The following is a 20,865-nucleotide window of genomic DNA, read 5'->3' as shown; positions in this document are numbered from 1 at the left end:
CGGGGGGATCAAAATAATTACATAATAACACTTGTAGACGAAATACGACAAAGAGAGAATGGGAGGGGGCCATACATGCGTAGCCGAAAGTTATCGCAATTCGGGCAGCAGCTGTTTTTCGTCGGCCCGGCCGTGTTGTTTTTTACACTGGTCATGATTATACCGTTTGTGATGGGGATGTACTATTCCTTTACGGACTGGAACGGAGTATCCGGTCAGGTGGCCTGGGTCGGTTTCGATAATTTCAAACACATTTTCTCCGGAGATCCGGATTTCTGGAAATCGTTCGGGTTTACCGTCCGCTTTACGCTCCTCGGCGTAATTCTGACGAATCTTGTGGGCTTTTTCCTGGCCTATTTTTTGACCAAGCCCTTGAAAACGCGCAATGTGATGCGGACGGTGTTTTTTATGCCGAACGTCATCGGGGGCCTGCTGCTCGGGTTTATCTGGCAGTTTATTTTTATCAAAGGCTTCTCCACCATGGGGGAAATGACCGGCTGGTCCTTCTTTGAGCTTCCTTGGCTCGGGGACGCCACCACCGGATTCTGGGCGATCGTCATGGTGTTCGTCTGGCAGTATTCCGGTTATTTGATGGTGATCTATATCGCTTCGCTCAGCAATGTGTCCAAGGAAGTGCTTGAAGCCGCGGAAATTGACGGGGCCAGCCACTTCCAGATCCTGCGCAGCATCATCGCTCCGCTGATCATGCCGGCGGTGACGGTCAGCCTCTTCCTGGCGATTTCCTGGTCCTTCAAAATGTTCGACCTGAACCTGTCCTTGACCAAGGGCGGTCCATTCAAATCGACGGAATCGGTGGCGCTCAACATCTACAATGAAGCGTTCCTCAATAACCGTTATGGGCTCGGTACGGCCAAAGCGCTGCTGTTCTTCGTCATCGTGGCGGTCATTACCTTGATTCAAGTGCGCGTCACGAAGAGCAAGGAGGTTGAAGCTTGATGGAAGCCAAATCTCGCGGCAAGAACGTGTTGATAGAAATCATCATGGCGCTCGTTGCGCTGCTCTTTCTCGCTCCGTTTTATTTTCTGTTCGTCAACTCGGTCAAATCGTTCGGCGAAATTTTGTCCAACGCGGCCAGTTGGCCTACGAAGTTTAATTGGGAAAACTATAGCAAGGCCTGGGAGCTGGCCCGGTTTTCCGAGGCGTTCCGCAACTCCATCGTGATCACGGTCATCAGCGTCCTGCTGATTACGCTGTTCAGCGCGATGGCCGCTTACCGGATGGTCCGGTCCGACACCTGGTTTAACCGGCTTTTGCTGCTCATGTTCGTCGCAGCGATGGTCGTCCCGTTCCAGACGATCATGATTCCGGTATTGAAGGTCGTCAATACGCTCGGCGTCAACAACAGCATTGCCGGCCTGCTTTTGACCAACCTGGGGCTCAGTCTTCCGCTCGCGGTGTTCCTGTTCCACGGTTTCGTCAAGTCCGTGCCTTTGGAGATTGAAGAGGCCGCAACCGTAGACGGCTGCAATCCGGTCACCGTGTTTTTCCGGATCGTTATGCCGCTGCTCCGCCCGATGATGATGACGATTATCGTGCTGAACGCGCTGGCGATCTGGAACGACTATTTGCTGCCATCGCTGATTTTGCAAAATCCTTCGCTGCGGACGATTCCGCTCGCGACCTACTCCTTCTTCGGACAGTACACGAAGCAATGGGACATGGCGCTTCCGGCATTGGCCATCGGAATTCTGCCGATCGTTATCTTCTATCTGCTGCTGCAGCGATATATCGTTGAGGGAATTGCGGCGGGTTCGGTTAAAGGGTAAGCTTACCGAAGTCCGGCGTTCCAAATATAAAGGCAACTCATTTTACACAAATGTACAGGGGGAAACAAAAGACATGAACAAGAAACGTTCCATGGTCATTCTGTCGGTGTTGCTGATGATGAGCATGCTGCTTGCGGCATGCGGCGGCAAAAATGCCGCAAACTCCGGCTCGACCGCAAACGGAAGCGGCGACAAGGGTGAAGTAAAGACCGTTAAGATCTTCCAGTTTAAAACCGAAATCGTGGAAGGCTTGAACGAACTGAAAGTCGAGTTTGAAAAAGAATATCCAAACATCAAGCTCGATATCCAAACCGTCGGCGGCGGCGCGGACTACGCGGCGGCATTGAAGACGAAATTCGCTTCCGGCGACGCACCGGACATTTTCTCCAACGGGGGCTTTGCCGAACTCGATATGTGGCAGGACAAGATCGAAGACCTGTCCGACCAGCCTTGGGTCAAGGACCTGGTGCCTTTGGCGGCCGAGCCGATGACCAAAGACGGCAAAGTATACGGCATGCCGATGAACCTGGAAGGGATCGGGTATGTGTACAACAAGGATCTGTTTGCCAAGGCGGGCATTACCGAAACGCCTAAAACGATCACCGAGCTGGAAGAAGCGGCCAAGAAGCTTCAGGCTGCCGGCATCACGCCGTTCGGCAACGCTTATCAGGAATGGTGGCTGCTGGGCAACCAAGGGATCAGCGTGGCGTTCGCCAGACAGGACAATGTCGATGAGTTTATCAAGGGCTTGAACGACGGAACCCAAACGATCGTAGACAATCCGCAATTCAAAAACTGGAGCAATCTGCTGAAGCTGACCGTTCAGTACGGACAGAAAAATCCGCTGACGACGGATGCGAACACGCATCTGGCCCTGTTTGCCAACGGGGAAGTGGCTATGATGCAAGAGGGGAACTGGGCGCAAACTTTGATCGACAACATTAAGCCTGGAATGAATATCGGCATGTTCCCGATGCCGATCGATGACGACGCCGAGAAGAACGACAAGCTTACCGTTGGTATTCCGGCCAACCTGGTCGTGAACAAGGAATCCGCTTCGAAAGAAGAAGCGAAAATCTTCTTGAACTGGCTTGTCACTTCCGACATGGGTAAAGAGTATATCGTCAAGAAGTGGAAATTCATCCCGGCCTTGACGACGATTTCGGCATCCGCCGAAGATATCGGATTGTTGGGTGCGGATGTGAAGAAGTATGTAGACGAGAACAAGGTTTATGGTTTACAATCTTCGAAGTTCCCGGACGGGGTAACCCAAGAATTCGCCAGCGTCATTCAAGAGCTGATCGCGGGGAAAAGCGATGTGAACGGCTGGATGACCAACATGCAGGCGGCCTGGGACAAACTTAAAAAATAAATAGATCAGATCACATATGGCAGACCGCTTACGCTTTCGCCCGGCTTTCGGGCGAGCGGGCGGTCATGCCATTTTGTGCTTCTAGAACCAGGCGAAACGGAGGAAAAGTAGTGAGAAGAAAGACGTGGGAGAATAACGCCGTGCGGATCGGGGTGGACTATTATCCCGAACAGTGGGATCCCGGGCTATGGGAGGAGGATATCCAGCTTATGAAGGTGACCGGGGTGCGCATCGCGCGCGTGGCCGAATTTGCTTGGAGCCGGCTTGAGCCTTCATCGGGGATCTATCAGTTCGACTGGCTGGATCGGGCATTGGATTTATTCCATAAATACGGCATCTCCGTCGTGATCGGAACGCCGACCAATACTCCGCCGCGCTGGCTGACCGACCTGCGGCCGGATATTTTGCCGGTGTTCGCCGACGGGCGCATCTATCATCCCGGCGTTCGGGGACACCGCTGTTTCAACAGCGAATCGATGCAGGTGTACGGCTCGAGGATCGTCGAGAAGATGGCCGAACACTTCGGCAAGCATCCGGCCGTCATCGGCTGGCAGATCGATAACGAGTTCGGCTTGCTTGACTGCCATTGCCCGCGCTGCAATGCCGCTTTTCGCGAATGGGTCAAGCGGAAATACGGTTCGATTGCAGCGGTAAATCGGGCCTGGGGAACGGTCGTCTGGAGCGGGGAATACAGCGACTGGTGCCAGATCGGCACGCCGCTCGGCGGGTCCCCTCATCAGAATCCGTCCTATCTGCTGGATTATGCCCGCTTCCAGTGGGATGCGGTGGCGTCTTTTCAAGGAAATCAGATCGAGATCATCCGGAAGCAATGCCCGCATCATTTCGTCACGCACAATTTTCACAGCTACCCCCAACGATTGGACCTGCACCGGGTGGGCAAAGACCTCGATTTCGCCGCTTTCGACTACTATCCGAACACATCTCCCGACAAACAATCGACCGGACCGTACAGCGGCGCCTTATCCCTGGATGTCACCCGCGGCATTAAGCGGAGGAATTTCTGGATCATGGAACAACTCAGCGGTCCCCCGGGGTGCTGGTTTCCGATGTGGCGGTCCCCTTATCCTGGATTTATCCGGGCTTACGCCTGGCAGGCCATCGCCCGGGGAGCCGATGCGGTGGTTCATTTCCGCTGGAGAAGCGCCGTCGCCGGAGCCGAGCAGTTCTGGCATGGGTTGATCGACCACAGCAACGTACCGGGCCGCAAGTTCGACGAATTCGCTTCCCTCTGCGCCGAAGTGAACATGTTGTCGAAAAAGATCAAGGGCACGGTGCTGAAGCACGAGGCGGCCATCCTGATGTCCGCGGAACAGTTGGAAGCTCTGCGGATTCAACCGCAGGCGGAAGGGCTCGACTATTACGAAAACATCAAGGATTATCACCGGGCGCTGACCAAGCTCGGCATCGGCTGCGATGTCATCGAATGGAGCGAGCCTCTCGACGGCTACAAACTGGTGGTCGCCCCGAGCCTTTACCTGCTGGACGCGGAGACGGCCTGCCGGCTCGAACGGTTTTCGTCCGAGGGCGGCACGCTGATTCTGACGAGCCGTACCGGGGTCAAAGACATGAACAACCAGTGCGTCATGAGCCCGCTGCCGGGCCTGCTATGCTCTTGTTCGGGCGTCACGGTAACGGAATATGATCCGATCGGCCAAGATATGCACGAACTGGTGGATGGCAACGGCCGGATCTTTAAGTGCGGCCAGTGGTGCGATATTTTGGCTCCTCTGGATGCGGAAGTACTGCTTCGGTACGCGGGAGATTTCTATGCCGGGCAGCCGGCCGTGACCGTCAACCGGTTTGGCCAAGGGGAGGTCTACTATTTGGGGACCCACCCTGAAGAGGCCTGGCTCAAGCGCTTGTTCGGCGACATCGCCGCCCGCCGCGATATCCCGGCGTTTCCGGAGCTTCCCGACGGCGTGCAAGTTACGACCCGCGTCGCTGCGGACCGGGCGCTTCTCTTTGTCCTGAACCTGAGCCGCGAGGTTCGCCGGGTTACGCTTCCGACGGAGTACTATAGCCTACTTGACGCGGAGGTCCGGGGCAAACATGTAGAGCTAGCACCGTATGGGGTCGATATTCTGGAAGTCGCCAATCAGGATCAGTCATAGCGATTTCCGAAATTTTTTAGGATGAATCGGGTGTGGACACGGAATTCCATATTGGCGTACAACTCGTTCCAATCGGATTCCTTCCACACCGAATAGGTCATGCTGTTGCGGACGTGCTGACCGATACCCACAGGGTCCGTCCGGTACCGTTGGAGCTTGGCCAAAATTTGCTCAATCCTTTTGGTGACATACTCCCCGATGAGCCCCTCCAGTTTTTTACGATCCGGTTTGGTCAAGTCGAGGTTGCCGATATACTCCAGCACCCCGCCCTCTATTCGGATATTGATATCCGCGGCGTATTTCCCTTCCCTGATTTTTTTGACTTTAATCTTTCGCTTGCTTTTGATGGCGCTGAACGTGATGGATTTCAAAGACGGGTCATCGGTGTTGATCGTGAACTCCCCTTTATTCTGGTTCTGATAAAGCATCGTGAAATAAGGAAACTCCGCTCTTTCGATTTTTCCTGCGTATTTATCGTTTTGAAACAGAGCGATCCCGCTCAACGCCAGGCTCGCACCTTGTTGGCTCAGCAGCGGGGCCATCGGGTCCTTTCCGTCATCATAATAATCGCGGATAAATTGATGCAGCAGGATGTGGGGCACATGCTGCATTTCAAACTCTTTCCGGAGCAGTTGGTCGATGTATTGGTCCGCACCCGGATGGCCCGAGTAATCCTTGGAAATCATCTCCTGCGCCGAACCGTCGGCAATAACCATTTCCGCGCGTTTGGAAATCGAGGGATCGCGGATCAGCGTGTCGAGATAAGGAGTAAGTCCTTGAGCGGCCAGTTCCCTATTGAATAAAATGGTGCGCAGTTGCCCGCTGACGAGCTTGCGGCTGGACTGGTTCTGCAGCATATTACGCGCTTCCTTGCTGCCCCTGGCTTCGACCGTTAAAACTTCCGTAAGCCGTTTGGTATTTTGACCTTCGTTAATCGTTAGAGGGACGTTTATCGTCAGCCGGATATCCTGCCCTTCCGCCGGGTCGAAGGCCCCGATCCGGATATAGCCGATACGTTCCAGAATGTTCTGATCCTGATTGCATCCGGTGAGGAGTAAAGTCAGGGCAAGCACAAAAAGTCCGGCGGTTCTTTTATGCATGAGACTTCCTCCCTTTTTGGATGAGCAAGGACAACAGTGCCAGCAGAGGCAGCCCGAAAGCGACGCCGCTCTCGAAATACAGCAGTACTCCGAACCATTTCTCCACCTCCGGGAGGGTTTTGGGAATCATCGCAACCAGAATGCTGCCGGCCATTAATATGAAGACGACGCCTTTCCCGGGCAAACGGGGAAAGATTTCGGCGACGACGATTTGACCGGACCAGTAATACATGGACGCCGTGGTCACAATGGAGAGCAAGAAGGCGCTGTACAAAAAATTTTGCACCCGTTCAATAAAGGGAAATTTCAAATAACCGAACATGTCGAGCAGCGGAAAGGCGAGGTCCGTCAGCTCATTGTAATTAAAAAAACCGTAACAGAGAACGGTGACCAGTAAATAAACCGAACCGGTCAAAGCGTTCCCCAGATGCAAATACTTCAGCCACTTCTTATTGTTCTCGGCATAGGGAAACAGGAAGATGAACAATTCGTAGCCCAAAAAGGCCGCGTACATGCGGAAGATTCCCTGGACCACATCCTTGCCTTCCTTAAAAATAAATGGCGTCAGCCGGACAAAGTCGAAGTTGCTGATCAGGGTAAGACTTGCCGGAACCATGGTCAGCAGGATCGCGACGAAGAAAAGGTTGGCTTTCGACATGTTGTATATGCCTTTCGTCACCATCAGGAAGACCACCAGATCCACGAACAATTTCAATACCATTTCCGAAGTTTGCGGGAACATGAGAATCTGATAAATGACCACATATTCTTTGATGACTATGCATCCGATCATCGGCAGGACCATAGCCAGTACAAGGTATAGAGGGACCAGCAAAAACCGGGGGAGGCCGTCTCCCAGAATGCGAAAAATCGAAGCGCCGCGGCCCATACGATACACGAGTGTAATTAGCATAATGTTGAGCGAGACCACCAGGTAGGCGAGCGCGACCCCGAGCCAGCCGTTGGTTCCCAAATGAATCGCGGTGAGCCGGGGGAGAATGAAGATTGCAACCCCGCATTGGGTGTTGAAGAGCAGCATGGCGATTTGAAAGCGATGGAGCTTTTCCTTGGACAAGGCGATCACCTATTTCTTCATCTTATTTGGCGTCTTGTTCGGCGATTTTGCCTGGCTCGGACGCTCGTGAAAAGACCAGAACGGCGCGCGGATAAATATGTCCTTCCAGTCGACCGGTTTAACCGGAGCGGCCGGAATGGTGTATGGGGCCCCCAGGCTGGTCAACTTGGAGAGATGAATGATAATCAGCGCGACCCCGACCATGAACCCGAAGTTACCTTGCATACCGGCAAGAATGATGAGTCCGAACCGTACCAGCCGGATCGAGCCGCTCATGATATAGCTGGGGACTACGAAAGAAGCGATCGCGGACATCGCTACCGAGATAATGAGGATATTGCTCGTAAACCCCGCCTCGACAGCGGCCGTGCCGATTACGATCCCGCCGACGATCCCGATGGTCTGCCCGATTTTGGTGGGCAGGCGCGCCCCGGCTTCCCGAAGCATTTCGATCGTCGTTTCCATGATCAATGCTTCGATGATCGGAGGGAAAGGGACGCGGCTTCTCGATTCGGTCAGCGAGGCCAGCAGATTCTCGGGAATCATTTCATAATGGTAAGTCGTGACGGCGACATACAAAGAAGTCAAAGAAATCGTAATGATAAACGCGATGTATCGCAGCAGCCGGAGGGCGGTCCCGACGGCCCAGCGGTTATAATAATCGTCCGGGGTCGTGAAAAACTCGAAAAAGGATGACGGTGCGACGATAGCGGACGGGCTTTGATCCGCGAGTACGACGATCTTCCCTTCGGCGAGCTTGGAAATGGTGACATCCGGACGCTCGGAGGTCTGGAATTGCGGAAACAGCGAGTTCGGAAAGTCATCGATCATCTGCATGAGCATGGTGCCGTCGTACAAGCTGTTGAATTCGATGGCTTTAATGCGCTCCACCATGTTGTCCACGAATTCCTTTTTGGCGATGCCGTCAACGTACAGTACCGCCACCTTTGTTTTCGTCAGTTCTCCCACGTTTAACTGGATGACCTTCAAGCGGTTGCTTTTTAGCTTTCGACGGATGAGCGACAGGTTCGTTTCTATCATTTCGATAAAAGCATCGTGTGGGCCGGTAATGGCGGACTCGGATTCTGACTGCTGAATGCTGCGTTTTTCAGGGTTATACACATTGACGAGATAAACGCCTTCAGGCAGAAAAAGGGCGACCTTACCGTCCAGAACGCCCTTAACCGCCTTCACTGTATCCGTCGTTTGGACGAAGCGCGATTGGCGAAGCAGTTCTTGAAGCCCTTCTTGCCCGGCATGCTGCAAAGGCAGCAGGATTTCCTGCTCATAGGTGGGGATGTCGACCAAATGATCGAAGTAGACGAGATGAGCCGATGTGGCCGGCATGTGCCACGTAATCAAGTCTCCGCAGTCTTTGAACTCCTGAAGAAAAGCCTCCAGGGTCAAGGGTCCGGGAGCCTGGGGGGTTCCATAGGGGTGAACTTCCGGCGATTTCGATCCGGAACCTTTCCCCGAACCGAACAGCTTGGCGACTTTCCGGAATATGGACACAGCGGCATACCTCCCATAACGCTTTTGACGTAGTTTGTGCCACTCTTGGAAAAATATTCGGGTCACCTAAGCGCAAAAAAGCCCGCCCCGTTCACTCAGGGAACGGAGCAGGCCGGTCGCTGCCGACTGAAGATCAGCCGCGGAGCAATGACTCGGCACCATCGATATAAACCTCGGTGCCGGTGATATGAAAGGATTCATCGGAAGCCAGAAACAGGACGAGGTTGGCCACCTGTTCGGGCTTACCGGGTCCGCGTTCCAGCGGGTGCTTGGTTTCGGGAAACTCAATCGGAATTTTCACTTCCTGAATATCTTCGGTCGGGTAGGTATTATCCCCGATATTCGTTTCGATTGCGCCCGGACAAATCGCATTGACGCGTATTCCGTATCTGGCCAGCTCCAGGGAGGCCATTTTCATAAAAGCCACTTGGGCCGCTTTCGTGGAAGCGTAGGCGGAGAAACCGATGTTGGAGAACACCCGGTTTCCGTTGATGGAGCTGGTGATAATGATGCTGCCCCCTTTTTCCTTCATATGGGGGATGGCGTGCTTCACCGTCGCAAACGTGCCGCGAAGGTTGATGTTGATCGTCTGGTCCCATTCGCCGATATCCATCGTTTCGATCGGGGCCATCGTTCCGTTAATGCCGGCGTTCGCAAACACGACCTGCACGCTGCCCGCCTCGTCCGCAATCCGGCGGAAACCTTCCTCGATCATCTCGGGGCGGGAAATGTCGCACTCGATGACCGCGGCCTGTCCGCCGGCCTCCTCGATGAGCCGCTTGGTTTCATTCGCTTCCTCCGGAGTCCGGTCCAGCATATACACCTTGGCGCCATGCTGCGCCAGACGAATCGCGGAAGCTCTGCCGATCCCGGAGCCCCCTCCGGTGACGACAGCGGTACAATCCTTCAAACGGGGTTGGTTCATGGCGAGTCTCCTCTCTGAACTTCACGTTTTTGGGGGATTCAGTAGATAAATACCCTGGCTCACCGGGCGCAAATCAGAGAAAAGGCGGACGTTTCGACTTGATCACCGCCGGCTTCATCCAACATAATTGATATAAAAAGAGGAAGGTAGGTGCCGAAATGTTCTGCCCGAAATGCCAACATCGTCAGCTTGCCGAGAAGGCGAGGTATTGTGAAAATTGCGGAACGCCATTAACGCGAGGGGCCGCGGGACTGGCGTATTTCCAATACGCAGCCGCCGCCTTGAGGCAACCCGTCGCTTTTGCCCGAAGAGCGGGTCGGCGACAGTTCACAGCCGGATTGATTACGATCTTCCTTTTTTCATTGCTGATCCCGTTCATTGTTTATACCGGGTTTCAGCGGCTGGTGGGGTTTGTGGATCATCCCTTTGCCGGTATGGTGCTTCGGCCGACGTTGGCTTTTGCCATCGTGAACCTGCTTATAACGGCATACTGTTTCGCTGTGGTCAGATACGGAAAAGGAGCCGCAACCTACCGTGAGATCGCGGCTCGCTTCGGGGTGTATCTTGTGCCGTTTACGGCGTTGCTTCTGCTCGCCTTGCTCATGGCACTGCTGGGATTTCATGCGCTGCAGTCTCTGCTGCTTTTGATCGGACTGCTCGGGGCTTGGTTTGCCGTCCCCGCGTTTGTCATTCTGACGGGTTACTCCGCCGAGGGGCCGACTCCCGGGTTTCCGGATCAACTTCAGGGAACTTTGCTCGTATACTTGGCTCTGCTCTTAACCTTGGGCTTGTTAGGAAAAATGCTGTTCGGCCCGCTCGGCCGTTTGCTCAGCGAAGGCTGGTCCTTGTTTTTTTAACCGGTTCAAAAGAACGGCAGTATGGATCAAAGGGAGATCAAAGGGATCGGAGCAGTTCCCGTTCGATTTCCGCGTAATTCGTGACCTGAGACGGCATAGGATGGGCGGATTCCGGTTCGGCGCCGCGATGGTTAAACCAAAGGACCTTCCATCCGGCATCCAGCGCCCCGACGATATCGTTTCGCCAGGAGTCGCCGATGTAAGTGCAGTTTGCAGGGGACAGGCCCAGCTTGTCCGCCACATGGTCGAACAGCCGGCGGTCCGGTTTGGTGATGCCGACGGCGCCTGAAATAAAGACCCGCTCCGGCGGGATGAGATCACGGAGTCCCAGGGCCGTGATCTTTTTCATTTGATGCTCCGGCGGTCCGTTGGTGATAATCCCCACCGTGAGGCCTTGCTCCATCAAGCCGGCGATTAAGCCGCGGGCGCCTTCAAACAGCGTGATGTCGAACTGCCTGCGCAAGTAGGCCGCTTGCACTTGGGCCGCCTGGGTGTCGGACAGTTCCAGGCCAAACTCGCGCAGCGCGAGGACAAACCGCTGCGTGCGCATTTCCTCGAGGGCACGCCCATGCGTCGGGGTGCCTCCGGCTTCCGCCGACAGCTTATCGCTATAAAAGCGCATGCGATGGTAGGCCTCGGGATAGGGAAATTCAGCGGAGGTAGCCAGGACCTCCTCGAGGGCCTGGCGAAAAGGAATCAAATGATCGTACAGCGTATCGTCAACATCGAAGAAGACGGCTCTGGACTGCGGACGGTTTGTGTTTTCGCTTTGTGTCATGGATTTTTGTTTTCTCTCCCCTTCGTCGGTTTCTTACCCAAAGATATTATACCGGAAGAGGAGGGACTCTAAAATCTCCGGCTGGCTCCGCCACCGCCCGAAGTGCCTCCGCCGCCGCCCCGGAAGCCCCCGCCTCCGAAGCCGCCGCCTCCACCGTAACCGCCGCCGCCTCGTCCGCCGCCGCGGCCCAGCATCGAAAGCAGCAGCATCGTCATCATTCCGCGGAAGAAGATAAAATCCACCGCGAGAAAAGCGACGATCAGCAGCAGCCATCCGGCGGAGAAGCGTCCGCCGCCGTTCTCCCCGGCCGAGGATTGCGGGACGGCAACCTCCTGCGGCGCCAGTTCGTCCTCCACGCCATACTCCCGGGCTACTTCGTTGTACAGCGTTTTATAGGTTTCGATAATGGCGGTTCCGGGTTGGTTCTCTCTCAAATAGGGGATCGTTACCTGATCGAGAATCCGCCCGACCTTACCGTCGGGAAGGGCGCCTTCCAGTCCGTAACCGACTTCGATGCGGAGCGGGCGGTTTCCCGGCTCTCCGCCGCCCATGGACAGAAGCAGCAGAACCCCGTTATTCTGTTCCTTGCTGCCGAGCCCATATTTGCGGAAGGCCTGAAGCGCGTATTCCTCCACGGTGTATCCGTTCAGGCTGGGAACCGTCAGCACGGCGATTTGCGCCCCGGTCCGGTCCTCCAGCGCCCGGCCCAGCGCGTTCAATTCCCGCACCTGCTGCTCGGCAAGCAGGCCCTCGAAATCCTGGATGTAAATGTCCCCGCGCGGTTCGGGAATGTCCGGGCCTGCGGCGGACGCCGGAGCGCCCGGTCCCCAAAGCAAACTTGCGCAGAGCGTAACGATACAGGCCAGAATGTTCAGCGCAAACCGCGGTTTAATCCGGGGCCGCCCCGTGGAGCGTCTCATGCTCCCTCACCCGGGATCGCCGCGTATTTACGGAAGGGCAGGGAGGAGGTAGGGGTATCCGTTCCGAAATCGACCTCCGGAGTGGTCCGGGATTCCGGCGTCGTTTCAAAATATTCCCGCATGTCAAAGCCCATCAGTCCGGCCAGAAGGTTGCCCGGAAACCTTCTTCGCATATTGTTGTAGCTGGCGACCGCGGCGTTGTAGTCGTTCCGGGCCACCGCGATGCGGTTTTCCGTTCCGGCCAGCTCATCCATGAGCTGTTGGAACTGCGCATCCGCCTTTAGGGTCGGGTAGTTTTCGACCACGACCAGCAGGCGGCTCAGCGCCCCAGACAGCTGCTGGTTCGCCTGGGCCAGTTCATCCGGCGTTCGGGCGCCTCCAAGAGCGGCCCGGGCGTCGGCGACCGCCTGGATGACTTCCTTTTCATGGGCGGCATAGCCTTTGACCGTATTGACCAGGTTGGGGATAAGATCGTATCTCCGCTGCAACTGGACGTCGATCTTGCTCCATTCCCGGTTCACATTCTCGTCGGCCGCGACGAATTTATTATAATTGCCGGCGAATAAAGCGATTAGGATCACAACGATCGCGACGACGGCGATCAACGGGATCAAGCAGCCTTTACCTTTAAGAAAATTCATGGGTGACCTCCTTGATGGGTGCAGCATGGTATATTCCTCTGCTGTTATTACTTAACTTTTTACCCTGCACCCTATGCAAGGAAACTAAACCCATGGTATTTGCTGTTTCTTTAGGCGGAGCCCGCTGCCCTTTGAAAGAGGGGCCCCTCGACAGACCCCGGGAGGCAAGTAAAGGCCTCTTGCGGCATGATTTTGTCGAATTTGGCGGCGGTGTGAAATAGCGGCTTTTTGAGGTCTTATTTCAGGAAAAAGCGGGCCGAAACTTGAATTTGGCCCGCAACAAGAAAATAGGGTCTTTGCTGCACTAGCGTTGCATTAACCCGAGGGGGGGAACGGTTGGAAGCAGCCTCCCTTTGAAGCCGGACGGGTGGATAAGGGCCTTTTGCGCCGCAATTTTGTCGAATTTGGCTTGGCAGTGTGAAATAGCGGCTTTTTAAGGTCTTATTTTGGGAAAAAGCGGGCCCAAAGCTGATTTTTGGACTCGAATCCGAGAAATAAGGCCCTTATTGACCGCTATTTTCCCCAAAAAGCTGAAACGGGCCGGAATAACGGCCCAAAAGGCCGCTATTATAATGGGCGGCAAGGGAGATTGCGGATTGGTGACACCAGGGCAGGATTAATGCAATGCCAGGGCCTTTGTTGGCCGCTATTCTCTTCAAGGAGCCGAATCAGGCCAATATAACGGCCCAAAAGGCCGCTATGGCCGCGGGCGGGCAGGGAATTTGCGGGGTGTCAGATGCATAAATGCATATCGCTACGCCCGAGACTTTTCCTCCATCACCGGCTGAAGGGGACCAGTACCCCATCAAATAACCTTGATAACAGAATTCCTGCATATGTGCATGTTTTTTTTCTGTTTGGAGCAAAGATTTCAAAATTCCTGCAAATCTGCAGGAATTTGCGACGGAATCGGCTCGTTTCCCTAAAATCGCCGGAAATGCCTGCAGATTTGCATCTTTTTTCAAATCCCCTCAGGGACCGGCCTAAAATACCTGCAGATTTGCATCTATTTGGAGTTGGAGGGGGCAGAAAATGCGTAGTCCCCTTGATCTCCGTGGGTTAAATACGATTTTTCGCCTCCTACAACGGCTGAAGGGTACTAGTCCCGGGAGGCGGGCTGCCCCCCAAGCCGTTTTTCTTTGTACTCCGTAGGACTGCACCCCGTATATTCCTTAAACACTTTGGAAAAATAATGCTGGTCGCTGAAGGACAGCGCGTCCGACAGCTCTTTGACCTTCATATCCGGCCTGTTTTCCATGAGATGGCAGGCTTCTTTGATTTTCAGCCCGGTATAGTATTGCACGAAAGTGCTCCGCGTGAATCTCTTAATGATCCGGCTGATATACGAGGGACTGACGTGAAATTTTAACGCCACGTCGTTGATCGAGAGCTGGGAATACATATTCATCCGCACGAATTCGTCCACCTGCCGAAACAAATCCTGTCCGCTTTTTCGGTGATGGGCCAACAGCTTGTCAAAGCAGCGTCCGCTCCATTCGATCAGCCCTTCCGCAAATCCGCGATAACTTTCCGCTTCAAACAGCTGCTTCGCGGCCGCCTCGAGATCCAGCCGGGCCTCGGGATCCTGTTCCGCCGACAAGAGGGAGAACGTGTCGACGAGGAGCCCGACAAATCGCTCCAGTTCCACCAGATGAACGCCGTCGCGTTCCCACTTGGCAAGCTGCTCGACGAGCCTGAGTCGGAACTGCTCCTTCCGGCGGCCGCGGATCAGCTCCGTAAATCCGACCGAGAGCGCGGGGGGCAGCCGTTCGTCTCCTGCCCGCAACCGGGACAGGGGGGCTCCGGTGTCGATCGCGACGCCTCGCCCGGTGCGCTGCTGTTCTTTCAGGAGGTCCGCGATCCGGTAATATAACTCGGCCAGCCGTCCCGGCTCGGTCGGCTCCCGCTGCCCTCCAATCGAAGACGAGATCCCCCGGTCAACCAATTGACGGCGTGCGGATTCAAGTAACTCATAGAGCGAAGAATACCTTTCCTGGGCCGTTGCCTGCACCAAGGCTAAAAACTGCTCCGGTCCGCGGGTGGGAAAAACCTGGCAGGCATACGGCTGGAACAGGTCTTGTAAACGGGCCTGAAGCTCGTCCCGCCGCCACTTTTCCGTCCAGGCGGTAAAAGGCTGCCTGCTTATGACCAGCACGAGCCTGCCGTAATGGCGTAGCGGTTCTACCAGTTGAGCTTCCGCTTGATCGCCGGGGCCGGCGATTTCTTTTAACATTTGGACATCTCGATCGTTTTGGGTGCCGAGCTGTTCAAGCACGCGTTCGATTACTTCTTTCAGCTGCCGGCGTTCGACCGGTTTGAGCAAATAGTCGAATACCTGCAGGTTTAGCGCTTTTCGGGTATATTCGAAATCGCTGTATCCGCTGATCAGGACCACTTTCAGAAGCGGGTTGATGCGCTTGGCTTCTTCAATCAGCGTCAACCCGTCCATTTTCGGCATCCGGATATCGGTCAGCAGAATCTGTATCGGCTGCAGCCTTAGGTATTCCAGCGCTTCTTCCCCGTTCGCCGCGGTGGCGGCGACCCTGACGGGCAGCTCCAGGGAGCCGAGCAGGTTCTGGATGTTCCGCAGAATCGGTTTGCTGTCTTCCACGATCAGCGCATCATACATACGATTCGTCCTCCTTGGGTGTTTAATAAAAGTCTTTCGCCAGCGAACCGATGATTTGGACCGTCGCCCCTTGCTCTCCGCCGGAATGGTTGAAGATGTTAAAGAACAGGCGGTTCTTATACATCAGCTTCAACCGGTTTACACTGTTCACGATCCCCATATTTCCGATGGCGGCCGTTTGGTTGCGGCTCTCCGGTTCGTCCGCGTCGGAGGTTCGCAGGTTGTGCAGAATCTCCCGGATTTTATCCGGGGGAAATCCGCTTCCGTTATCCTTGATTTCTACGGCCCACAGCCCGTTGAACTGCTTCACCGTAATTTTAATCCGCCAAGGCGGATCCGTATTGGCAAACGCGTGCTCGACGCAGTTTTCCACAAAAGGTTGGATAACCAGCCGCGGAAGCTGGATTTGCCGGGAAAATTCGTCGGTTTCGATCTCCCACTCCAGGTCTTCCTCGTAATTTTGCTGAACGAGTGAGAGGTAGTGCTTCGTGTGTTCCAGTTCGTCGGCCAAGGTGACGTGGGCATAAGGCGATGAAACGATGTAACGCAAGCAGTCGGAGAGATGTTTGCACATCTCGGATACGACGCCGTTCTTTCCCTCCTGGGCCGCGATGCTGATCAAATAGAGCACATTGTGAATAAAGTGCGGGGCGATCTGCGCCTGCAGCGCCGAGTTTCGCGCTTTAACCTCCTCATGGAGCGCCACTTTCTCCCGTTCGATCGACTGTTGCAGCCGTTCCATCATATCCTGGAACGCCTCGTTCAGCAGAACCAGCTCATTATTTTGCGGACGGTTGTCCATCTTCACGTTCATGTTGCTGTAATTGATCCGCCAGATTTGACTGCGAAGCTTACGGATCGGCAAAAGTATATTTCTTGTGGACAAGTAGATATAGACAAAGGAAAACAGCATCAATGAAGTGATCAGCAGAATGGAAATATATTTCACCGAGTCGACGGGACCGAGCACGGACTGTTTTGGGGTAACCAGATAAGTGGTCCATCCGGTGCTGTCGGAACGGGAATAAGCGACGTAGTTTTGATGCTTGTCGGCGTATACGCCGTTTCCGGCTGACGGCTTGTGGAATACGGATTTATCGGCCGCCGGAATAGACCCCGAGATGGAATCGCCCTGTTCGTCAAGGACATAGATTTCTCCTGTCGCAACCCCTTCCGTGAGGGATCGGAAATAAGCCTGATCCAATTGAACGGAAAGATACCCGAAGATTTTGCCGTTTTGATTGTTGATGGACCGGATGAACGAAATCGCATTCCCCTGGCGCGCTAAAATAAAGCCGTTGCCTGTCCACCGGCCGGAAGAACGGCTTTTGTCCAGAAATGACCGCAAAGAAGGAGGATAGTTTCCGGCGTCGAGATAGGAAACGAAGAGGCTGCCGTCCCTGTCGTAAATCGCCATATCCTTGATGTTCATACTCGGTCCGATCGCTTGAAACATAATGTCTTTCAGCCTTCGTCTTTGATGGAACCTGTCGTAAATCAAATCCGACCGGTACCCTTGTTCCAGGATGGAGAACGTGTCCTTGCTGGATAGAATGCGCTGGGATAACTGGTTCTGGCTCTCGATATAGAAGTCGATCTGATCGCTGACTTTGGCCGCGGCCTCCAGCTTTTCGTGGACGGTTCTATCCTTGAGCGGCTTGACCACAACCCAATTGACGAAGACGGTAAAGGCGCCCAGGACGATAAGCAAAAGGATCACAAAGATCAAAAACACTTTGGCTTGCAGGCTGATTTGATATTTTCCCGATCCGGTTGGTTGAGTCACGGCTGCGATGTTCCTCCTTCGGCAAGCTGGATTCGTTTTTTGATTACTAACTTTACATCCTTCCGGACAAAATGACAACGGTTTCAAGTTCAGAATTTTACACAACAACTGTCATTCCCAGACATGTACCTGGGATTCGACAAAATTTATAATCAAACGTGTAAGCGGATTCAAATTTACGGACGGGGGGATTCACCTTGAACAAACAGATGAAAAAAATGAGCACGGTCGTGCTGGTGGGACTGTTGTCGGTCTCATTGGCGGCTTGCGGATCGGGAGGCTCCAAGGCGGGGAACACGGCGGAAGGCGGCGGAAGCAACGGGGGAGGCGCCGGAGAAAAGGTGACGATCGAACTGGCTATCTCCAAAAGCTCGCAGGACTCCGCGTTCATTCAGCAAGACCTGCTTGATGAATTCGAACAAAAGAGCAACATCAAGGTCAACCTGCAGTTGATCCCTGCCGAGCAGACAACGACGGTGCTCCAAACCAAATTGGCGGTCGAGGAAACGCCGGACATTATCCAATACAATCTGGCCAGCGCCACCACGGACCTTAACCTGGAGCGTAACTTCGAAATTCTCGACAATGAGCCGTGGGCAAGCAGAATCGTGAACAAGGACGTGCTTTCGGCGTATGGTCACATCTACAGCTTCCATGTCAGCCAGGACACCGGGATGCAGGGTGTCGTGTACAATAAGCAAATTTTCGAAGACCTCGGCCTGTCCATTCCGAATAACTTTGAAGAGTTTCTGCAAGTGTGCGAAAAAATCAAAGCCAGCGGGGTCACGCCTGTATTTATGCCATATAAAGACGCCTGGGCCGCCAACGTTTGGCCGGCCGCCGCATTTGCCGATTTTGTGGCCAAGAGCGACCCGACCTTCTTCGACGAACTGAACAGCAATAAAAGAAAGTGGTCGGATATTCCGGAATTCAAAACATTCCTGCAGCAGCAGTACGATGTGTACAAAAAGGGTTATACCAACGCCGACGTCCTTAGCGACAGCTATGATATGGCGGTCGGTAAATTCCTGAACAAGGAAGTGGCCATGATGTTCATGGGCGACTGGCTCATTGAAGGAGTGGCCCAGCAGGATCCGAACATGAAGCTCGGCGTGTTCCCTATTCCGTCGGTGGAAGGCGCGAAACTGGGAGCGAGCCCGCTCGGCGGCCAGCTGTTTATTCCGAAGAAAGCCAAGCATCTGAAAGAGGCCAAAGAGTTCCTCAACTTCCTCGCCACCAAGGAAGTAGCGCAAAAAATCGTGGATGCCAAAGGCTATGTATCGAATTTCAGCGATGTCACCACACCGGAGCTGCCGGAATACAAGCAGGAGATCGTAGACAAATACATTACGCCGAAGAATACGGTGTTGACGACGGACGCTTACATGCTGGTGGACCGCAGCGAACTGTACCGCCTGCTTCAGGATCAGTTCGCCGGCGGACTGACGCCCGAAGACGTGCTGAAGGCCTGGGACGAGAAGTTTAGCCAATTGATGAAAGATAAAGAAATCGCCGGTTTCTGAGCGGCAGAATACAGGCGGCATAAAGTCCCCGGATTTTATGCCGCCCCAGGCTATAATGGGGTGTGAGACATGAAAACATTAAAGAACCAGTACTCGTATTATCTGGTTTTGCCGGCTCTGCTGATTTACTCGATCTTTTTCGTCATCCCCGCGTTTGCGGGCTTTTATTACTCTTTTACCGACTGGCGCCTGGACCGCCTGACACTCAATTTTATCGGATGGGACAATTTCACCAAGATTTTCAGCGACAAGACGCTCACGCTGGCGCTTAAAAATACGCTGATCTTCGCCGTCGTGACGGTGGTCGGCAAAAATTTGATCGGCATCGCGCTGGCCGTTGCCCTGAACATGAAATTGAAAACGAGAAACCTGCTTCGGGCGATCTTTTATTCGCCGTCGATCTTAAGCATTCTGGTGATCGGCATCGTGTTTACGCCGATGCTGCGTACCGAGGGCACGATCAATCGGATGTTTGAAGCGATGGGGCTGGACTCTTTAAGCCAGGCCTGGCTCACCAATCCATCCCTCGTCATCTGGACGATCGCGATCATTTCGATCTGGCAGCACGCCGGGTTTCAAATGGCGATTTACCTGGCAGGCCTTCAATCGATTTCCCAGGAATACTACGAAGCGGCGACGATCGACGGGGCGGGGTCCTGGAAAAAATTCACGAACATCACACTGCCGCTTCTGCTGCCGGCGATCAATATTAACCTGATGCTGACCCTTATCGGGGGACTCAAGGTCTTTTCGGAAGTCTTTGTCTTAACGGGCGGGGGCCCGGGCAACGCCTCCCAGGTCGTCGGAACGATCATCCTGCGCTCCTTCGGGGAAGGAAGCTGGGGGCTCGGTACGGCGATTAACACCCTGCTGTTCGTGGCCGTTACGATCATCGCCATCCCGCTGTTGATTTTCATGCGGCGTAAGGAGGTGACCGAATAATGGGATTTGGACGCAAACTGGCCTTGCGCAACTACTTGGTTGAAGGGATTCTGATTCTGGCTTCGCTGCTGGTCATCATCCCGGTGCTGATCATGATCTTCGGCTCCTTCAAGACGAGCGCTGAGGTGCTCGACTTCTCTTTAAAGCTGCCGGACAAGTGGATGTTTTCCAACTATGCGCGCGTTTTTGAAGAAGGCGGACTCTCCCGGGCTTTTCTGAACAGCTTATGGATTACGGGAATCTCCTCCGTCATCAACATCGTCGCTTCTTCGGCCGCCTCTTTCATTCTGGTGCGCCGGGACAGCAAATTCGCCAATTCGCTTTATATGTATTTTTTCATGGGGCTGATCGCGCCGATGTCGACCATTACGACCATTCGGATCGTCCAATGGCTGGGCTTCTACGGCAGCATGACGAGCGTTATTCTGATCTACGCCTCCCTGAATACCGCCTTCAGTGTTTTTCTGTACAGCGGTTTTATCAAAACGATCCCCAAGGCGCTGGACGAGGTGGCCTTTCTGGAGGGAGCGAGCGTGTTCGGCGTTTTCTTCCGCATCGTGACTCCGTTGATTCTGCCCGTGAACGCTACGGTCGCTATCATGGTGTTTATGTCGGTGTGGAACGACATTACGATTCCCATGTACTTCCTGACCGACAGCTCCACCTGGACGATGCCGTTATCCATCTATAACTTTTACGGAAAATACAGCCGGGATTGGAACCTGATTTTCGCCAATCTGGTCCTGACCTCTCTCCCGGTCTTTATCTTATATTTGTTCGGTCAAAAGTATATCGTCAGCGGACTTACCGCCGGGGCCGTAAAGGGCTGATCGAGAACGTACGCCCGTCTCCGAGATGAGGAAAGGCGACCATCCGGCAGGATCCT

The 20,865-nt window shown here is 54.2% G+C and carries 17 protein-coding genes; 8 read left to right on the top strand and 9 right to left on the bottom strand.

Annotated elements, in window-relative coordinates; translation table 11 throughout:
• The first annotated feature begins 75 nt into the window (after nt 1-75).
• The 4 genes from FRY98_RS06715 to FRY98_RS06700 all read left to right on the top strand — a co-directional run bounded on the left by FRY98_RS06715 (nt 76) and on the right by FRY98_RS06700 (nt 5,291).
• A complete protein-coding gene (locus tag FRY98_RS06715) occupies nt 76-957 on the top strand; it encodes a carbohydrate ABC transporter permease (RefSeq protein WP_148450906.1) in 882 nt (293 codons plus the stop codon).
• Complete coding sequence (locus FRY98_RS06710; protein ID WP_148450905.1) at nt 957-1,787, top strand: carbohydrate ABC transporter permease; 831 nt, start codon at nt 957-959, stop codon at nt 1,785-1,787. The genes FRY98_RS06715 and FRY98_RS06710 overlap by 1 nt, the downstream gene beginning before the upstream one ends.
• A 73-nt stretch (nt 1,788-1,860) precedes the next feature.
• Nucleotides 1,861-3,159 (top strand): ABC transporter substrate-binding protein, encoded by a 1,299-nt coding sequence (locus FRY98_RS06705; RefSeq protein ID WP_148450904.1) that lies wholly within the window; start codon nt 1,861-1,863, stop codon nt 3,157-3,159.
• Nucleotides 3,160-3,269: 110 nt separating this feature from the next.
• Nucleotides 3,270-5,291 carry a beta-galactosidase gene (locus FRY98_RS06700; RefSeq protein WP_249043340.1) on the top strand — a complete coding sequence of 674 codons (2,022 nt, stop codon included), beginning with the start codon at nt 3,270-3,272 and terminating at the stop codon, nt 5,289-5,291.
• Here the strand turns inward: FRY98_RS06700 and FRY98_RS06695 are convergent.
• From FRY98_RS06695 to FRY98_RS06680, 4 genes are all read right to left on the bottom strand, one after another.
• The gene (locus FRY98_RS06695; protein ID WP_148450902.1) at nt 5,282-6,391 is read right to left on the bottom strand and encodes a Ger(x)C family spore germination protein; all 1,110 of its coding nucleotides are present in this window, start codon (nt 6,389-6,391) and stop codon (nt 5,282-5,284) included. The genes FRY98_RS06700 and FRY98_RS06695 overlap by 10 nt on opposite strands.
• The gene (locus FRY98_RS06690) at nt 6,384-7,466 is read right to left on the bottom strand and encodes a GerAB/ArcD/ProY family transporter (RefSeq protein ID WP_148450901.1); all 1,083 of its coding nucleotides are present in this window, start codon (nt 7,464-7,466) and stop codon (nt 6,384-6,386) included. The genes FRY98_RS06695 and FRY98_RS06690 overlap by 8 nt, the downstream gene beginning before the upstream one ends.
• A gap of 9 nt (nt 7,467-7,475) precedes the next feature.
• Complete coding sequence (locus tag FRY98_RS06685) at nt 7,476-8,978, bottom strand: spore germination protein (protein WP_225040832.1); 1,503 nt, start codon at nt 8,976-8,978, stop codon at nt 7,476-7,478.
• A 133-nt stretch (nt 8,979-9,111) separates the two neighbouring features.
• Complete coding sequence (locus FRY98_RS06680; RefSeq protein WP_148450900.1) at nt 9,112-9,903, bottom strand: SDR family oxidoreductase; 792 nt, start codon at nt 9,901-9,903, stop codon at nt 9,112-9,114.
• Between the two features lie 158 nt (nt 9,904-10,061).
• Here FRY98_RS06680 and FRY98_RS06675 point away from each other — a divergent pair, with 158 nt between their 5' ends.
• Nucleotides 10,062-10,760: a zinc ribbon domain-containing protein gene (locus FRY98_RS06675; protein WP_148450899.1), complete on the top strand. Its 699-nt coding sequence runs from the start codon at nt 10,062-10,064 to the stop codon at nt 10,758-10,760.
• Between the two features lie 37 nt (nt 10,761-10,797).
• Here the strand turns inward: FRY98_RS06675 and FRY98_RS06670 are convergent, their stop codons facing one another.
• From FRY98_RS06670 to FRY98_RS06650, 5 genes are all read right to left on the bottom strand, one after another.
• Nucleotides 10,798-11,538: an HAD family hydrolase gene (locus FRY98_RS06670; RefSeq protein WP_148450898.1), complete on the bottom strand. Its 741-nt coding sequence runs from the start codon at nt 11,536-11,538 to the stop codon at nt 10,798-10,800.
• Between the two features lie 68 nt (nt 11,539-11,606).
• Nucleotides 11,607-12,458 carry a TPM domain-containing protein gene (locus FRY98_RS06665; RefSeq protein WP_148450897.1) on the bottom strand — a complete coding sequence of 284 codons (852 nt, stop codon included), beginning with the start codon at nt 12,456-12,458 and terminating at the stop codon, nt 11,607-11,609.
• Nucleotides 12,455-13,099: a LemA family protein gene (locus FRY98_RS06660; RefSeq protein ID WP_148450896.1), complete on the bottom strand. Its 645-nt coding sequence runs from the start codon at nt 13,097-13,099 to the stop codon at nt 12,455-12,457. The genes FRY98_RS06665 and FRY98_RS06660 overlap by 4 nt, the downstream gene beginning before the upstream one ends.
• Nucleotides 13,100-14,198: 1,099 nt before the next feature.
• A complete protein-coding gene (locus FRY98_RS06655; protein ID WP_148450895.1) occupies nt 14,199-15,728 on the bottom strand; it encodes a response regulator in 1,530 nt (509 codons plus the stop codon).
• A 22-nt stretch (nt 15,729-15,750) separates the two neighbouring features.
• Entirely contained in the window at nt 15,751-17,514 is a 1,764-nt protein-coding gene (locus tag FRY98_RS06650; RefSeq protein ID WP_148450894.1) for a sensor histidine kinase, read from the bottom strand.
• Nucleotides 17,515-17,723: 209 nt separating this feature from the next.
• Between FRY98_RS06650 and FRY98_RS06645 the strand changes: the two genes are divergently transcribed.
• The 3 genes from FRY98_RS06645 to FRY98_RS06635 all read left to right on the top strand — a co-directional run bounded on the left by FRY98_RS06645 (nt 17,724) and on the right by FRY98_RS06635 (nt 20,809).
• Nucleotides 17,724-19,037, top strand: coding sequence for an ABC transporter substrate-binding protein (locus FRY98_RS06645; RefSeq protein WP_412067033.1), 1,314 nt, complete (start codon nt 17,724-17,726; stop codon nt 19,035-19,037).
• 69 nt (nt 19,038-19,106) lie between these two features.
• Nucleotides 19,107-19,979 (top strand): carbohydrate ABC transporter permease, encoded by an 873-nt coding sequence (locus FRY98_RS06640; RefSeq protein WP_148450892.1) that lies wholly within the window; start codon nt 19,107-19,109, stop codon nt 19,977-19,979.
• The gene (locus tag FRY98_RS06635) at nt 19,979-20,809 is read left to right on the top strand and encodes a carbohydrate ABC transporter permease (RefSeq protein WP_148450891.1); all 831 of its coding nucleotides are present in this window, start codon (nt 19,979-19,981) and stop codon (nt 20,807-20,809) included. Before FRY98_RS06640 ends, FRY98_RS06635 begins: the two co-directional genes overlap by 1 nt.
• The last annotated feature ends 56 nt before the right edge of the window (nt 20,810-20,865 follow it).

The organism is Paenibacillus faecis (assembly GCF_008084145.1).
GTDB lineage: Bacteria > Bacillota > Bacilli > Paenibacillales > Paenibacillaceae > Fontibacillus > Fontibacillus faecis.
Note: the sequence above shows the minus strand (reverse complement) of the source record. Positions and strands in the feature narration are given on the sequence as shown.

What these genes read in the sequence shown, in the direction of transcription:
- FRY98_RS06715 (WP_148450906.1), top strand. Translation starts at nt 76, where the DNA reads ATGCGTAGCCGAAAGTTATCGCAATTCGGGCAGCAGCTGTTTTTCGTC.
- FRY98_RS06710 (WP_148450905.1), top strand. Translation starts at nt 957, where the DNA reads ATGGAAGCCAAATCTCGCGGCAAGAACGTGTTGATAGAAATCATCATG.
- FRY98_RS06705 (WP_148450904.1), top strand. Translation starts at nt 1,861, where the DNA reads ATGAACAAGAAACGTTCCATGGTCATTCTGTCGGTGTTGCTGATGATG.
- FRY98_RS06695 (WP_148450902.1), bottom strand. Translation starts at nt 6,391, where the DNA reads ATGCATAAAAGAACCGCCGGACTTTTTGTGCTTGCCCTGACTTTACTC.
- FRY98_RS06680 (WP_148450900.1), bottom strand. Translation starts at nt 9,903, where the DNA reads ATGAACCAACCCCGTTTGAAGGATTGTACCGCTGTCGTCACCGGAGGG.
- FRY98_RS06675 (WP_148450899.1), top strand. Translation starts at nt 10,062, where the DNA reads ATGTTCTGCCCGAAATGCCAACATCGTCAGCTTGCCGAGAAGGCGAGG.
- FRY98_RS06670 (WP_148450898.1), bottom strand. Translation starts at nt 11,538, where the DNA reads ATGACACAAAGCGAAAACACAAACCGTCCGCAGTCCAGAGCCGTCTTC.
- FRY98_RS06665 (WP_148450897.1), bottom strand. Translation starts at nt 12,458, where the DNA reads ATGAGACGCTCCACGGGGCGGCCCCGGATTAAACCGCGGTTTGCGCTG.
- FRY98_RS06660 (WP_148450896.1), bottom strand. Translation starts at nt 13,099, where the DNA reads ATGAATTTTCTTAAAGGTAAAGGCTGCTTGATCCCGTTGATCGCCGTC.
- FRY98_RS06655 (WP_148450895.1), bottom strand. Translation starts at nt 15,728, where the DNA reads ATGTATGATGCGCTGATCGTGGAAGACAGCAAACCGATTCTGCGGAAC.
- FRY98_RS06645 (WP_412067033.1), top strand. Translation starts at nt 17,724, where the DNA reads ATGAAAAAAATGAGCACGGTCGTGCTGGTGGGACTGTTGTCGGTCTCA.
- FRY98_RS06640 (WP_148450892.1), top strand. Translation starts at nt 19,107, where the DNA reads ATGAAAACATTAAAGAACCAGTACTCGTATTATCTGGTTTTGCCGGCT.
- FRY98_RS06635 (WP_148450891.1), top strand. Translation starts at nt 19,979, where the DNA reads ATGGGATTTGGACGCAAACTGGCCTTGCGCAACTACTTGGTTGAAGGG.